The sequence below is a fragment of the Leucobacter chromiireducens genome, from assembly GCF_051993095.1.
GTDB classification, from domain to species: domain Bacteria; phylum Actinomycetota; class Actinomycetes; order Actinomycetales; family Microbacteriaceae; genus Leucobacter; species Leucobacter chromiireducens.
The window spans coordinates 885,026-900,006 of record NZ_CP197024.1 but is presented as its reverse complement, the minus strand read 5'-3'; the positions used below and the strand labels follow the sequence as shown (position 1 = coordinate 900,006).

General features: G+C 68.8%; 13 protein-coding genes. 6 read left to right on the top strand and 7 right to left on the bottom strand.

Going from position 1 to position 14,981, the window contains the following annotated elements:
* The first annotated feature begins 32 nt into the window (after positions 1 to 32).
* Genes ACR81A_RS03995 through ACR81A_RS03980 form a run of 4 tightly spaced genes read left to right on the top strand, consistent with a single transcriptional unit; the run spans position 33 to position 4,226 of the window.
* On the top strand, positions 33 to 1,619 hold the full coding sequence (locus ACR81A_RS03995) for an ABC transporter ATP-binding protein (RefSeq protein WP_440312709.1): 1,587 nt from the start codon (positions 33 to 35) through the stop codon (positions 1,617 to 1,619).
* Positions 1,616 to 2,755 (top strand): ABC transporter permease, encoded by a 1,140-nt coding sequence (locus ACR81A_RS03990; protein WP_202381683.1) that lies wholly within the window; start codon positions 1,616 to 1,618, stop codon positions 2,753 to 2,755. Before ACR81A_RS03995 ends, ACR81A_RS03990 begins: the two co-directional genes overlap by 4 nt.
* On the top strand, positions 2,752 to 3,666 hold the full coding sequence (locus tag ACR81A_RS03985) for an ABC transporter permease (RefSeq protein ID WP_202381682.1): 915 nt from the start codon (positions 2,752 to 2,754) through the stop codon (positions 3,664 to 3,666). Before ACR81A_RS03990 ends, ACR81A_RS03985 begins: the two co-directional genes overlap by 4 nt.
* Complete coding sequence (locus tag ACR81A_RS03980; protein WP_440312708.1) at positions 3,663 to 4,226, top strand: cupin domain-containing protein; 564 nt, start codon at positions 3,663 to 3,665, stop codon at positions 4,224 to 4,226. The genes ACR81A_RS03985 and ACR81A_RS03980 overlap by 4 nt, the downstream gene beginning before the upstream one ends.
* Here ACR81A_RS03980 and ACR81A_RS03975 read toward each other — a convergent pair.
* The 5 genes from ACR81A_RS03975 to ACR81A_RS03955 form a co-directional block, all read right to left on the bottom strand.
* Positions 4,207 to 5,262, bottom strand: coding sequence for a lysostaphin resistance A-like protein (locus tag ACR81A_RS03975; RefSeq protein ID WP_440312707.1), 1,056 nt, complete (start codon positions 5,260 to 5,262; stop codon positions 4,207 to 4,209). The two genes, ACR81A_RS03980 and ACR81A_RS03975, sit on opposite strands and share 20 nt — an antisense overlap.
* Positions 5,259 to 6,305 carry a DUF1648 domain-containing protein gene (locus ACR81A_RS03970; protein ID WP_440312706.1) on the bottom strand — a complete coding sequence of 349 codons (1,047 nt, stop codon included), beginning with the start codon at positions 6,303 to 6,305 and terminating at the stop codon, positions 5,259 to 5,261. The genes ACR81A_RS03975 and ACR81A_RS03970 overlap by 4 nt, the downstream gene beginning before the upstream one ends.
* The gene (locus ACR81A_RS03965; protein WP_202381678.1) at positions 6,302 to 6,691 is read right to left on the bottom strand and encodes a GntR family transcriptional regulator; all 390 of its coding nucleotides are present in this window, start codon (positions 6,689 to 6,691) and stop codon (positions 6,302 to 6,304) included. The genes ACR81A_RS03970 and ACR81A_RS03965 overlap by 4 nt, the downstream gene beginning before the upstream one ends.
* 98 nt (positions 6,692 to 6,789) lie before the next feature.
* Positions 6,790 to 7,953: an acyl-CoA dehydrogenase family protein gene (locus tag ACR81A_RS03960; RefSeq protein WP_202381677.1), complete on the bottom strand. Its 1,164-nt coding sequence runs from the start codon at positions 7,951 to 7,953 to the stop codon at positions 6,790 to 6,792.
* 60 nt (positions 7,954 to 8,013) lie between these two features.
* A complete protein-coding gene (locus ACR81A_RS03955; protein ID WP_202381676.1) occupies positions 8,014 to 9,201 on the bottom strand; it encodes a CoA transferase in 1,188 nt (395 codons plus the stop codon).
* A 138-nt stretch (positions 9,202 to 9,339) separates the two neighbouring features.
* Between ACR81A_RS03955 and ACR81A_RS03950 the strand changes: the two genes are divergently transcribed.
* Positions 9,340 to 10,866, top strand: a complete 1,527-nt coding sequence (locus ACR81A_RS03950) for a PucR family transcriptional regulator (RefSeq protein ID WP_440312705.1) — start codon at positions 9,340 to 9,342, stop codon at positions 10,864 to 10,866.
* On the opposite strand, the gene ACR81A_RS03945 is transcribed toward ACR81A_RS03950, so the two are convergent.
* Both ACR81A_RS03945 and ACR81A_RS03940 read right to left on the bottom strand, forming a co-directional pair.
* Complete coding sequence (locus ACR81A_RS03945) at positions 10,863 to 11,828, bottom strand: LysR family transcriptional regulator (protein WP_440312704.1); 966 nt, start codon at positions 11,826 to 11,828, stop codon at positions 10,863 to 10,865. The genes ACR81A_RS03950 and ACR81A_RS03945 overlap by 4 nt on opposite strands.
* A 56-nt stretch (positions 11,829 to 11,884) precedes the next feature.
* Positions 11,885 to 13,039 (bottom strand): aminotransferase class I/II-fold pyridoxal phosphate-dependent enzyme, encoded by a 1,155-nt coding sequence (locus ACR81A_RS03940; RefSeq protein WP_202381673.1) that lies wholly within the window; start codon positions 13,037 to 13,039, stop codon positions 11,885 to 11,887.
* A 305-nt stretch (positions 13,040 to 13,344) separates the two neighbouring features.
* On the opposite strand from ACR81A_RS03940, the gene ACR81A_RS03935 reads away from it, so the two are divergent.
* Positions 13,345 to 14,973: an ABC transporter substrate-binding protein gene (locus ACR81A_RS03935; protein WP_440312702.1), complete on the top strand. Its 1,629-nt coding sequence runs from the start codon at positions 13,345 to 13,347 to the stop codon at positions 14,971 to 14,973.
* Positions 14,974 to 14,981: the final 8 nt, after the last annotated feature.

Below are 14,981 nucleotides of genomic sequence, written 5' to 3'. Positions count from 1 at the left end.
CCCCTCCCGCCTGTTCAACTGAAGGAGCCACGTTGACCGCTGAGGTTTCGATGCGCGGCATTACGAAGCGCTTCCCCGGCGTGCTCGCCGACGACAACGTCGATCTCGAGGTCGCACCCGGCGAGATTCACGCGCTCATGGGCGAGAACGGTGCGGGGAAGTCGATCCTCATGTCGATGCTCGCGGGCGTCATGCAGCCCGACGAGGGCGAGATCTACATTCGTGGGGAGCGCCAGTCGTTCTCCTCCCCCCTCGACGCCATCGATGCCGGCATCGGCATGGTGTTCCAGTCGTTCAAGCTCTTCCCGTCGCTCACCATCGCGGAGAACGTGGTCTTCCGCAGTGAGCCGACGAAGCGCGGCCTCATCGATCGCCAGGCAGCCAACCGCCGCGTCGCCGAGATCGCCGACAAGTACGGCCTGCAGATCGACCCCACCGCGCGCGTGGATTCGGTGCCCGTGGGCGTGCTGCAGCGCGTCGAGATCGTCAAGGCGCTCTACCGCGAGGCCCGCGTGCTCATCCTCGACGAGCCGACCGCAGTGCTCACCCCGCAAGAGACCGAGCGTCTCTTCGAAGTGCTGCGGGCGCTCAAGGCCGACGGCCGCACCATCATTCTGATCACCCACAAGCTGAACGAGGTGATGGCGATCTCCGATCGCGTCACCGTGCTGCGCGACGGCCGCAACGTCGCCGAGCTTGTCACCGCCGACAGCTCGCCTGAGGAGATCACCCGCCACATGACCGGCCGCGACGTGGATCTCACCACGCCGCCCCCGGCGCAGGCACCCGGCGACGTTGTGCTCGACGTGCGCGACCTCACGGTGCCCGGTTCGGGCGGCCGCGCCGCGGTCGACGCAGCGCACCTGTCGGTCCGCGCGGGAGAAGTCGTAGGCATCGCCGGTGTGGCAGGCAATGGCCAGGTGGAACTCGCCGAGGCGATCATTGGAATGCGCCGCACGAGCGCGGGCGAGGTGCACGTCGCGGGCTCCGACCTCAGCCGCGCCACGATCGCGCAGCGCCGCACCGGCGGCGTCGCCTATGTTCCCGAGGACCGTCACGCGGTCGGCAGCGCGGGCAGCGCAAGCGCGGTCGACAACCTTGCGCTGGGCCACCACCGCTCCGCACCGATCCTCACCCGCGGGCTGCTCTCCCGCTCCGCCATGCTCGATCATGCGAAGCGCCTCATCAGCCGCTTCGGCGTGAAGATTGCCGGCCCGTCAACGCCGGTCGGCACGCTCTCGGGTGGCAACCTGCAGAAGATCGTCGTGGCTCGCGAGCTCGACTACCGCTCCCCCGTGCTCATCGCCGAGCAGCCCACGCGCGGCGTCGACATCGGCGCGATCGAGTCGATCCACCGCGAGCTGTGCGAGTACCGCGACGGCGGCGGCGCACTCCTGCTCATCTCGGCGGAGCTCAGCGAGATCATGTCGCTCAGCTCGCGCATCCTCGTGATGTTCGAGGGGCGCATCGTTGCCGAGGTTCCGAAGGCTGATGCCACCGAGGCCCTGCTGGGCCTCTACATGGCAGGACACACTCCGGAGGCGCAGCACCGACCCAGCGCTCCGCTCACCACCCCGGCGGCGCACGCTGCCGCCCCGCAGAAGGAGACCGCACGGTGAAAACCCTGCAGAGTTTCGGCCGCTGGCTCGCCAGCCCGATCCCCGTTTCGGTGGTGCTCGCGCTGCTGATCGGCGCGTGCTTCATGCTGATCGCTGGCGTTGACCCGCTGAGCGGCTACCTCGCCATGGTCAATGGTTCCTTCGGGAGCGGCGTTGGCCTCGCCAACACCCTGCAGCGCGCCGTGCCCATCATCGGTATCGGCATCGCGATCGCCGTGGCGTTCCGCGCGGGCGTGCTGAACCTCGGCACCGAGGGCCAGGCCGGCCTGGGCGCGCTCGCCGGCGGCATCGTCGCGGTGTACGTGCCCGGCCCCGCGATCCTGATCGTACCCCTGGCGTTCATCGCGGCAATCGCCGCGGGTGCCGCGTGGGGCCTCCTCACAGCACTCCTGCAGAACCTGCTCGGGGTGCCGATCCTGCTCTCCACACTGCTGCTGAACTACCCCGCCCGGTACTTCTCCTCGTGGCTCATCCGCTACAAGCTGAAGGATCCCAGCACCGACCTCGTGGCGAGCGCCCAGGTGCCCGCCGACCACCAGATCTCCATGCTGGTGCCGCGCGACTCGGGGCTTGCCGAGACCCTGCGCAACACGCTGGGGGCAACGAACCCGGTCACCGCCGTGCTCACGGGCGTGAACTGGTCGATCATCGTGCTGATCATCGTGGTGCTCGGCGCGATCTTCGTGAACCGCCGCACCCGCTACGGCTTCGAGTCCGGGCTCGCGGGCCAGAACGCCGAGTTCGTGCGCTACAGCGGCGTGCAGCCCGGGCCACTCGTCACCCGCACGATGGCCATCTCGGGTGGCCTCGCTGGCCTCTTCGGCATGATGCTCACCATCGGCGCACCGAGCACTCGAATCATCGAGGGCTACTTTGTGCAGACCAACTTCGCGTGGACGGCACTCCTCGTGACGCTCCTCGCGCTCTACCGCCCCGTGGGAATCGTGATCGCGGGCCTGTTCTTCGCCGCGATCATGGTCGGCTCCGACGCCATGGGCCGTGAGCTCGGCCTTTCACCGCAGATCGCCGCAGTGATTCAGGCGTTCGTGATCATCCTGCTCGCCTTCCGCGTCGCACTCCCCAAGTTCCGCAAGCGAACAGCCACCAGCCCCGCAGCGAAGGAGGGCGAGCGATGAGCTTCCTCGACCTGTTCAACGAGGATCTGATCTCCTCGGTTCTCCGCTCGCTCATCCCGGTGCTGCTTGCCGCCCTGGGAGGCATGCTCGCCGAGCGCGTCGGCATCTTCAACATCGGCCTCGAGGGCATGATCCTCGTCGGCGCATTCGCCGGCGTGGCGGCCTCCTACTTCTCGCACAACTGGATCGTCGGCGTCATTGTCGCGATGCTCGCCGGTGCGGTGTTCTCGCTCATCCTGGGCTATGGCGCCGTCTACCGAAAGGGCGATCCGATCGTGCTCGCCATCGCGATGAATATCCTCGCGGTCGGCGTCACGAGCTTCCTCCTCGTCGCGATCTTCAATGTGCAGGGCGTGTTCCAGGATCCCGGCATCGACGGCATTCCGGTCTGGCGGATCCCGATCCTCGCTGATATCCCCTGGCTCGGCGCGCTCTTCTCGCTCACCCCGCTCGGCTATCTCGCGCTGCTTCTCGTCCCCGCGCTGTGGATCATGCTCTTCCGCACCCCGCTCGGTCTGCGCATGCGCGGCGTCGGCGAGCGCCCGCTCGCTGCTGCCACCATGGGTGTCAACCCGCAGCGCTACCAGCTGGGAGCCGTGATCGCCTCGGGCGCGCTCGCCGGCCTCGGCGGTGCCCAGCTGGCGCTCGGCAACGTGGTGCAGTTCACCGAGAACATGTCGGCGGGACGCGGCTGGATCGCCGTGGTGGCCGTGATGCTTGCCCGTGCGCACCCCGTCGGAGTGCTCGGCGCCGCGCTGCTCTTCGGCTTCGCTGACGCGCTGGGTTTCCGCCTGCAGTCGTTCGGCCTTCCCCAGCAGCTCACCGACTCGGGTCCGTACGTCATCACGCTGATCGCGCTCATCCTCATGAGCCGTCGCTTCCGCAAGACGCGTGAGGCTGCCGTCGCATGAGCGAGCAGCAGAACGTGAGCGAGGAGCGCAGCGCGAACGAGCACCTGAGCGCAATCAGCGCGGCTGCGGCATCGTCCGGCCAGCCTGAGCTGCCGCCGGAGGCCGCACGGTGGGTCGAGCGGCTCGGCCTCGAGCCGCTCGAGCACGAGGGCGGAATGTTCCGCCAGATGCACCTCGACGAGCACTCGAGCGCGATCTACTATCTGCTGGCCGACCCCGATTTCTCGGCGCTGCACTCACTCGCCTCGGTCGAGGTGTACCACTGGTACGCGGGCGCGCCGCTCAGCATGCTGCTCCTCCACCCCGATGGGCGTGCAGAGGAGCGGCTGCTCGGCCCCGATCCCAATTCGCGTGAGCTCCCGGGCCAGCTCCCACAGCTCGCCGTGCCGCCCGAGGTCATGCAGGGCTCGTCGTCAACGGGCGCCTGGACGCTGATCGGAACGACGATGGCGCCGCCGTTCGAATGGAACGGCTTTGCGCTCGGCGAGCGGGCAGAGTTGCAGGAGCGGTACCCGTCCGCCGCGAAGCGGATCGCGGAGCTTACGCGACCTGAGGCGTAGCGCCGGCGCGCACGCGGCGCGGTGCGAGCTCGGGCTGCCGGTCGGGCGAGAACTGCTTCGTTGCGACGAGCAGTACCAGCACTACAGCGATGACGATCCAGCCGCTGGCGCCGAGCGGCAACACGAACGCCGGGTTCAGATCGGCGCCCGCTGCAGCCACGATCCCAATCAATCCCGCGGACGCGTTCAACGAGGCGTGCCCAATCACCGCTGGCCACACCGAGCCGGTGCGGAGGCGGGTCCAGCCAAGCAGGGCGCCCCAGAGCACACAGCCAATCGTCATGAGGGCGACGCCCCGCCAGTCGGTGAGGCCGAAGTTGTAGCCGAGCAGGATGAGCGGCGAGTGCCACAGGCCCCAGATCACGCCTGAGACCGCGAGCGCTGGCCACGTGCCGAGCGGACGGAGAGCGGGGAGCAGCCAGCCGCGCCAACCGAGCTCCTCGCCAAATGCAGCGACCGAGTTGATGACGACGCCGAGCGGAATGCTGAGCAGCTGCGCGACAACGATCACTTCGATGGGCGGCATGGGGATGTCCATACCCTCCGGGAGACCCGCAGCGATAGCGGCGGCGAAGCCGGAGAACTCGACAAGGTCAAGCTCCGTCCAACCGAGCGCTGCCGCGACCGCGACACTTGCGGCGACGATCAGCGTCGGCGCAAACACCGCCCCGACGATGAACCACACGACACGCTTCGCGGGGCGCAGCGGCCACATGCCGAGGAAGCGCAGCCGCTCCGTCCGCGGCACGCGAGCGAAGAAGACAACCGCGAGCGTCGCAAGTGCGGGGGTGAACATCATCGCGGGAGCGAGGACACCGAAGAGCCTGGCGAAGCCGGTGCTCTCGGGATCCCGCAGCCACAGCGGTAGTGCGACGAGCCAGGCGAGCCCACACGCGAGCACCACAAACAGAGCGACGGCACCCCACGGCACGCGTACGAGGCGCGTGTTCGGGCTCTGCTCAGGAACGGGCTGACCGAAATCGAGCTGCACGGGCGCAGCAGCCGCGGGTGCCGGTGCGTACTCTGGCGTCGTCATGCGGAACCTCCGGGTTCAGGGTCGTGCCCACGCGCTCGGGTCTGCAGCCCGGTGAGCAACGCGGCGGCGGTGTCTGCGTCGTCGACCGTCACCGCAAAGAGCCGGCCATCCCGCCGTGTCACCACGATACCCTCACCGGCACGCAGCACCACGCCCATTCGGCCCGGGGCCCAGCGCACGCCCCAGCCCCCGAAGTCTCCGAGTGGGCTGATCGGCGCAGCGACGGCTTGCGCCACGTCCGCGAGCGGTACGCGGAACGCCGGCCAGCCGACGGCCGAGCTCACCGCGATCCCAGAACCATCGACGCGCACGCGGAACATGCCCGTCATCGGGATCGCGCACCAGAGCAGCGCGCCAACGCCAACGAGGATCCATCCCTCTGCCAGCTGGTCGCCCAGGAGCCAGATTCCGCCACCCAGCACGCACGCAGCGGCGCCAATAAGCACCACGAAGAACGTACCGGAGCCTCGAGTCGTGCGGTACCAGACCGCGCGCTCGGCTGCGCTGAGCTCGAGCCCGTCTCCCGGGAACGCTTCGCCGCCGCCGACGGTCACGGCGGGCTGCACCGCCCAGGCGATCGCACCAACGATTGGAAGCAGAGCGAGACCGATCAGGCCCGCCCAGCCGAGCGGCGGCGCGAGCCGGGCATCTGCAAGATCGAGTTGAATCGCGGCCGAAATCACCGCGAGAAACTGCAGCATCGTCACGGTTCCTGCGCTGAGCGCCGCGACGAGCCGGTTGAAGCCCGACCAGGTGGGGATCCCGCTCCCCCGCACACTCGAGGAACCCGCCGCAGCGAACCACAGCAGCAAGGTCAGGCCCAGCCCCACGCCCGCGCTCAGCGCGGGGAACGTCCACGGCGGCCCGAAGCCATCGGGTCCGCCGATGCCAGACCAGTGCGTAGCTGCGGGATCCGGCAGTCTCGGGAGCCAGACGAACGTGAGGACCGTCGCAATCGTCGTGAGCGCGAGGGGAAACACAAGCGCAACCCAGCGCGCGGCCCGACGGGCACGGCGCAGCTCTGGGTGGTGCGCGGCGCTCACGCGGACGCCCCCGCACTCTCTGCCGCGGTGCCGGGAACGGGGACCGCGCTTGCCACGAGCGCGGCGAGCGCAGCGCCCGAGAGCCCCAGCTGCACCGCGCGCTCCACGAGAGCGGTCACGTCAGCGCGCAGCTCAGCCATTGCCCCCGCGGCCGGGGTCACGACCGCGCCGCGGCGGCGCTTCAGATCGATCAGGCCCTCGTCCCGCAGCAGCTGGTAGGCGCGGAGCACCGTGTGCACGTTGATCTCGAGGCCCGCGGCCAGTTCGCGCGCGGGCGGCAGAGCGGCGCCCGGCGAGAGGCGCCCGGCAGCGATGTCCTCGCGCAGCGACGCGGCGATCTGCGCGTAAAGCGGAAGCTCACTCTCATCGGTGATACGAACCAGCATTGCGGCCTCCTTCTGCCGCAATAATTCTATCCGAATACGAACAATTCCCCGGGGCCGCGTGCAACCCCGGGGAATCATCCCATATATTCGAGCCTCTATTAGAACGCGGCGATGCCGGTCAGCTCTCGGCCGATGACGAGCTGGTGCACCTCATCAGTGCCCTCGTAGGTGCGCACCGACTCAAGGTTTGCCATGTGGCGCATCACGGGGAAATCGCTCGTGATGCCGTCGCCACCGAGGATCGAGCGGCAGTTGCCGGCGATCTTGATGGCCTCGCGCACGTTATTGAGCTTGCCCACGGAGATCTGGCCGTAGGAGAGGTTCCCGGCGTCCTTCAGACGGCCCAGGTGCAGCGCGAGGAGGAGGCCCTTCTCGTACTCGACGAACATGTCGGCGAGCTGCGCCTGGATGATCTGCTTCGAACCGATCGGGGCACCGAACACCTCGCGGGTCTGCGAGCGCTCGACCGCCACCTCGAGGCAGGCGCGAGCGGCACCCATGACGCCCCAGGCGATACCGTAGCGCGCCTCGTTCAAGCATTTGAACGGCGCCGAGAGGCCCTTTGCCTCGGGCAGAATCGCGTCGAGCGGCAGGCGCACATCGGTGAGCTCGATCTCGGTCTGCAGCGAGGCGCGCATCGAGAGCTTGTTCTCGATGGCGGTGGCCTTGAAGCCCGGGGTGTCCGTCGGCACGACGAAGCCGCGCACGATGCCTTCCTCATCCTTCGCCCAGATCACGCCAACCTTGGCGATCGTGGCGAGGCCGATCCAGCGCTTCTTGCCGTTGAGTACCCACTGGTCGCCCTCGCGGCGCGCGTTGGTGAGCATGGTGTTGGGGTCGGAGCCGCCCTGCGGCTCGGTCAGACCGAAGAAGCCGACGGCTTCGCCGCGGCCCATGGCCGGGAGCCACTGCTGTTTCTGCTCCTCGGAGCCGAACTTGTAGATCGCACCCATGGCGAGCGAGCCCTGCACGGAGAGCGCGGTGCGGAAGCCGGAATCAACGGCCTCGAACTCCATTGCCACGAGGCCGTAGGCCACCGAGGAGGCACCCTTCAGCCCGTACCCGTTCATGTACATGCCGAATGCGCCGAACTCGCCCACCTCGGGGAGCAGTTCGACGGGCAGGCGGCGATCCTCGAATGCCTGGTCGATGATGGGCTTGATGCGGGTCTGCGCGAACTCGCGCGCCTTCATCTGCCACTCGCGCTCTTCTTCGGTCACGAAGTCGGAAACGTTGAACAGTTTGTCAATCGTCGTGGTCATGATGCTCCTTTGTCGGGATCTCGGAAAACGTTGTGGTGCGGAAAGACTCGGTGGGGCGATTCAGGCGTCTCGCCAGATCGCGTCCTGGTGCTCCCCTACGCCGGGCGGCGGCGCCGAGTAGCGTGCGGGCGTCTGCGAGAGCGAGATCGGCAGCGCGACCGAGCGCAGGGTGTGCTCGGAACCATCTGGCGCGACCGCGGGGGTGTGCGCGACGGGGCTGAGGTCGAGCGTTTCGGCGAGCTCGAGCGCCTGAGCGATCGTGTTGACGCGGCCCGCGGGGATGTTCGCGCGGGTGAACTCCGCGATCCATTCCGCGGCGGTGCGGGTGCGCAGGGGCTGCTCGAGCGCCGCGCGCAGCTCCACGCGGTGCGCAACGCGCTGCGGGTTGTTTGCGAAGCGCTCGTCGGCTGCGAGCTCGGGCACCCCGAGCACCTCGCAGAGGCGGGTGAACTGTCCGTCAGTACCGACGGCGAGAGCGATCGCCTGATCGGACGCGTCGAGCGTCTCGTACGGCGAGATGGACGGATGCGCGTTGCCCATACGGCCGGGCGAGACACCGGTCTCAAGGGTCGACGATGCCTGGTTCGCGAGCGCGGAGAGCAGCGAGCCGAGCAGCGTGACCTTCACGTGCTGTCCTTGGCCAGCGGTCGGCGAATCGGCGGTGTCGCGTGCGCGCAGCGCAGCCTGGATGCCAATGACCGAGTTCAGCCCTGTCAGGATATCGACGAGCGCGACGCCCACCTTGGTGGCTTCGCCGTCTTCCTGCCCCGTGATGCTCATGAGCCCACCAACGGCCTGCACGAGGAGGTCGTAGCCGGGAAGGTCGCGCCCCTCGGTATCCCCAAACCCGGAGATGGAGCAGTAGACCACACCTGGGTTCGCCGCGGCGACCTCGTCGTAGCTGAGCCCAAACTTTGCCATAGTTCCCGGCTTGAAGTTCTCGATCACCACGTCGGCCGTGCTCGCGAGCTCGCGGGCACGTGCAATCCCCTCGGGTTCCCGCAGATCGCAGACCACCGAGCGCTTTCCGCGGTTGACGCCTGCGAAGTAGGTGCTCTGCCCCACCGCGTTGGTCGGCGGGCTCCACTGCCGGGTGCCGTCACCCTCCGGGCTCTCGATCTTGATGACATCAGCGCCGAGATCAGCAAGGATCATCGTGGCGTGCGGGCCCGCGAGCACCCGGGAGAAGTCTGCGACCCGGATTCCGGCGAGTGCGCCCGCCGTGGTCTGCTCCGCATGGTCGTTCACAGTGAATCCCCGTCCGTTCGTCTCGTCGCTCAGGCGTCGATGCCTCGCTGCGTGTGTGGCCAGTGTACGTGTCAGGCAGCCGCCCCCGAGCGCGCGATTGCATAGCCCTGCGCCACGGACCTGTGCAAGAATCTCAGCATGGCGTCACTCTCCGATTTGCTCGCGCTCCCCCAGTTGGGGCTCACACTCGTGCAGTCCGGCCCGGGGGATCCGGAGATCTCGTGGCTCTCCACGACCGAGTTGCTGGACCTCGGCGACTACCTTGAGGGCGGCGAAATCATCCTCACGACCGGGCTCGCGCTCGAGTCCGGAGACCCGCGGTGGCGCGACTTCGTGGCGAGCCTCAGCCGGGCACGAGTTGCCGCGATTGGCTTCGGCGTCGGCGTGAACCACGAGCGCATCCCGCCCGCGCTCGTGAGCGCGGCAAGCATGTACCGGGTGGCGCTCTTCGAGGTGCCGCTCCCCACTCCCTTCATCGCGATCAGCAAGGCCGTCGCCGGGCTCATCCGCGCGGACGAGCTCCGCGCAGCCCGCGGCGCGCTTCAGGCTCAGCAGCGGCTGCTTGACGGCGCCCGCGGGAAACAAGACCCAGCCGAGGTCCTCGCGAGCATCGCACAGGCCACCGGTAAGCAGCTCGCTCTGCTGACATCGGACGGCGCGGTACTCGCGAGCACCGCGGGCTTCGCTGCCGCCACCAGCGCGCCAACCACCCCTGAGACGATTCCCCTCGATCGCGAGGGGTCACTTCGGCTCGCGGTCGCTGGCGCCACCCCGCTCACTCCCGAGGGACACGCGGTGATCGCTGCCGGCTCGATCGTGCTGTGGCTCGGCCTCCGCGGTGCGGACGCTGAGGAAAGCCGCGAGCGCGAACGCTGGGAGCGCTTCACCTGGGCACTCCTCACCGGGAGCGCGACCCCCGCAACGATTGAGATTCTCTCAACGCGTGTGCGGCTGCCCGAGCGTGTGCGCGCCGTCGCCGTCCAGGGGTCACCCGAGGATGTATCCAACTGGCGGCGCCGACCGCGCAGCGGCCACGACCGATTCATCACCCCGGGCGGCCTCCCGGCGCAGGCACCCGGCCTCGCCCTCGCGTGGCAGCTCTGCGCTGACACCCCCGAGGCAACGGCGCACCTGCTCGAGGTCGCCGCGGAGCACGGCCTCGACGCGGTCTTGGGACGCCCCACCGACCCCGCCTCCGCCGAGCTGAGCCTCCGCTCCGCGAACTCGCGGCTCAGTGCGCTCTCGGCGACCGCGCCACTCTATGCGGCCCCGCGCGTTCCAACGGTGGTGTGGGCCGACCGCGATACGCCATTCCTCGAGGCGCTCGTCGCGCTCTCCGACACTCCTGCGGGAGTACCCGATGAGCCATCAGGCCTCACTCCGCACGACACGTCGCAGCTGAGCGCGCGCGTGCTCGGGCCACTCTCCCACCACTCGGCAGAGCTTCCCGGCGAAGAAGCTGAGATGCTGCGCGCCACGCTGCGCGCCGTCTACGCCGCAGATGGGCAACGCGGACCGGCCTCAACCGCGCTCGGCATTCACCGCAACACACTTCGGGATCGCATCACGCGGATCGAGCGGCTGACTGCGCGCACGCTCGCCGACGCCGACGACCGCGCCGAGCTCTGGCTCGCGCTGCGCGTGGAGGATCTGACGGGACTCTAGGCGCTTTCGCCCACGCCGGGCCGGGCGCCGAGCTCGACCGGGTCGAGCACCCGCGCGGCCGCGCGCTCGAGGGCCGCCACGACATCGTGCACTTCCTGGCGCACCTCACCCTTCGCGTGCACGATCAGCAGCTGTCGGCCATCACCCTCGCCGACGCCAAACGCGCGCACGCCCGGGTGCCGATAGCTCAGCAGGCTGAGCCGGGGCACCACCGACACGCTCATGTCGCGTGCCACGAGTTCTTGCACCACCATGTAGTCGTCGGTGGCGTGGCGAATATCGGGCACAAACCCCTCGCGCTCCGCGATGCGCAGGAAGTGCTGGCGGCAGGCCGGGCAGCCGGTGACCCAGCGATCCCGCGCGTGCTCCGCGAGCGGACGGCGCTTCGTTCCGGTTGAGCCGCGACGCTGCGACACGATGAGCTGCAGAGGGTCCCAGCCGATCGGGATCTCGGTGACCTCCGCGCCGAAGTCCGGGGAGGCCTCCCCCTCATAGCGGAACACGAGCGCGACGTCCGCGGTGCCCCGCCGCAGCAGTTCGGGCACGGCGAATGGTTCCTGCTGCTCGAGCTCGATCGCAGTGCCGGGCTCCCCCGCACTGCCGCGTGCGAGCAGCTCGGACATGGCCGGGGCAACGATACTCGTGCACGCCGACGGGAACGCGACCACGCGCACGGTGCGCTGGCCCTCGTCGACGAGCCCCGCCACCTCGCGCGCCGCCCGCTCGAGATGTCCATCGATGATCTCGGCGTGGTGCAGCAATCGGCGACCCGGCTCGGTGAGCTGCACGCCCTTGACGGTGCGAGTCACGAGGGTGACCCCGAGGCTCTCCTCGAGCCTGCGCACCTGGCTGCTCAGCGCGGGCTGCGTCCAGCCGAGCTCGCGCGCCGCCGCGGCGAACGAGCCGTGCTCTGCGACCGCACGAAACGACATCAATGCCCGGGGATCAATCCCATCTGCCATGTCTGCCTCTCTCGCACTCGGTGCTCGCGCGGCACAGCGATCGTGTCGCCTGCCCGCTACGCCGCGCGCGGTGCCGCGGCGGCCGCGGCGACGAGACGCCGCACCGCCTCCATCGTATCCGCGTGGCTGAGCGCCGCATTGAATCGCACACTGCCGGCACCCGCAGCCCCGCAGGACGAGCCATCCGTCACCACGACCTGCGCCGCCTCGCGCACCGCTTCCGCAGCGCTCTGCCCCTCACGCAGCAGTCCAGTCTCGCTGAGGTCAAGCCACAGCAAATAGGTCGCTTCGGGGGCGATCACCCGGATCCCGGTCTCCGCGGCCGTCGCCCGGAGAAGCGCCACCGCCTCATCAACGGTTGCGGCGAGCTCGCCCACGGTGTCGCGCAGCCACTCGCGCCCCTCGGCGTACGCTGCGGTCGTCGCCACCACGCCGAGCACGGCCGTCTGGTGCTCGTGCCAGTGGCCCACCCGGCGCCACTCGGCGAGCTGCGCAGGGTTCGAAAAGATCAGCTGCCCACACTTCGCACCCGGAATGTTGAACGCCTTCGTCGCCGAGGTCGCGGTGATCGTGTGCGCGGCGGCGCGCTCATTGCGCGCGGCGTACACAATGTGTTCACCCGCGCCGAGCACGAGCGGAGCGTGGATCTCGTCGGCGAACACGACGCCGTCGAACTCCGCGACGAGCGCCTCAACTTCGGCGAGCTCAGTCTCCGTCGCGACCTTGCCGATCGGGTTGTGCGGGTTGCACAGCACCATGAGCCGGGCCCCGGCCTCAAACGCGGCTCGCAGCGCAGGAAAGTCGTAGCGCCAGCCCGCCGCATCGTCGCGAAGCATGGGCACCTCGATGACCGGGTGGCCGATCTGCTGCGGCACCGAGAGGAACGGCATGTAGCCCGGGGTGGGCACGATGATCGGCTGCCCAGCGGGGAGCAGGTGCGTGAGCACGGCACGGAACCCGGCGACGAGGTCGGCTACCGGGCGGATCGAGTCGATGTTCGGCTGCCACCCGTAGCGTTCGCTCAGCCACGCCGCGACGCCGCGCTGCAACCTGGAAACGTCCTCCTGCGCCAGGTAGCGGAGCGCGTCTTGCGCAACCGCGTGTGTCAGTGCTTCCGTGACGGCGGGGGCGCACCCTCGCTCCATCTCAGCGAGAGGTCGGCCGAGCGACTGCCGCATTGACGTTTCGGCGGTCTCAGCTGCGATCTGCACACCTGCTCCTTCGTTTGTGCACGGTGTTGTGCCCTGAATCTCATGCTAGGTCTGGGCGCCAGCCGCCAGCTCTTCGTTTCGGCTGGGGTGCTCTCCGTTTTGCTTGGGGGCCCGATGCTGGCGTCGCACATTACCCCGCAAGTCATTGCGCCGCGCCACGGTGCCACACGCTCAGCTACGCTTTCGGCACCGGCTCCGTCCGCGCCGGTGGCTGCCCTGCGCCGCCAGTACACTCGATCCAGCACCCACCGCGACCGTGCGGGGGCGGAGCCGCTCGGTTCCGGGTACGCAAAGGAGCGACACAGATGCACACTCACCCCACACTCGTGAGCCGCCGTGGCCGCGTGCGCCTCGCCGCAGCCGCCGCGATCGCCGCGACCCTCGCTCTCGTCGGTTGCGCGGGCGGCGGCGCCCCCGCTGAGAAGCCCGCGGTCGAGCTCGTCGACACGGGCGCCGAACTCGATCAGGTCACGGTCGCATTCCCCGGTTCGCTCGCCAATCTCTACATCGGCCAGGAGAGCGGCATCCTGAACTACAACCTCGCCGCCACCGTGCAGGAGGGACTCGTGTCGCAGGACGCGAGCGGCGCGATCATCCCCGCCCTCGCAGAGACCTGGGAGACACCGGATGACTCCACCTACGTATTCACGCTGCGCGCGGACGCGAAGTTCCAGAACGGCGACGTGGTCACGCCCGAGGACGTCGTCTTCAGCCTGCAGCGCGCGCAGGATCCCGAGCTCTCCCCCGGTATCTCCTACTACCTGAACAACCTCGCCTCGGTCGAGAAGACCGGCGACCGCGAGGTGACCGTGAAGAGCAAGGCCCCCGATGCCACGTTCCTCGTGAACCTCTCGAACTCGGGCGCCCTTGTGGTCACTCAGCAGAAGTTCTGGGAGGAGCACGCTGGCAAGGTTGGCACGAGCGCGTCCCTGCTCATGGGCACGGGCCCGTACCAGGTCACCGAGTTCCAGCCCGACTCGCACGTGCTCCTCGAGCGTGTGGACACCTGGTGGGGCGGCGTGCCGAAGGCGAAGACCATCCGCGTAAACTTCATCCCCGACGCGAACACCCGCCTCGCCGCCGCGCAGAAGGGCGACATCGACATCGCGTTCAACGTGCCGATCAACCAGGCTGCCGAGTGGCAGAAGATCAGCGACATGCGCGTGGAGTCCATGAACGATCTCTCGTACGTCGGACTGCTCTTCGATGAGCGCGTCGCCCCGTTCGACGATCAAAAGGTGCGCGAGGCGATCGCGCTGAGCGTCGACCGCACCGCCATCGCTGAGAAGCTGCTGCGCGGCTACGGCGAGGCAGCCACCGCGATCATGACCCCCGAGTCGCTCGCCCAGGCGTTCGACGGCGACGAGGCGCGCGCAGAGCTCGCGAAGATCCCGCAGCACGACCTCGACCTCGACGCGGCGAAGAAGCTCATCGCCGAGACGGACGCGAAGGACCTCACGACCGAGCTCACCTACCCGAACACGGGCCCGCAGCTGGGCATCGCCGCGCAAGCGATTGCCGAGAACCTTGGCGAAATCGGCATCACCGTGAAGGTACGCGAGGTGCCCATCGAGGAGTGGCTCGCCACCATCGGCGACGGCGAGCACGGCCTCGGATTCATGTGGTACTTCTCAACGACCGGCGACCCGGCCGAGGTGAACAGCTACCTCGTGGGCCCCGACAACCCGAACGGTTTCGAGAGCGAAGAGGCCGCCGCACTCATCGCGGAGGCAAACGCGCTCACCGAGCCGAAGGAACGCGCCGCAAAGCTGCTCGAGCTCGAGACACTCAATGCGGAGCACGTCGTGAACGCGCCGATCTGGTGGGGCAAGTCGGTCACCGCCTTCTCGAACGGCGTGGGGCTCACCGACTACGGTCCGTACACCTTCACGGGCACGTGGGGCGCGCAGCTGTTCGCCGCTGAGGCGAAGTAAGCACCCCC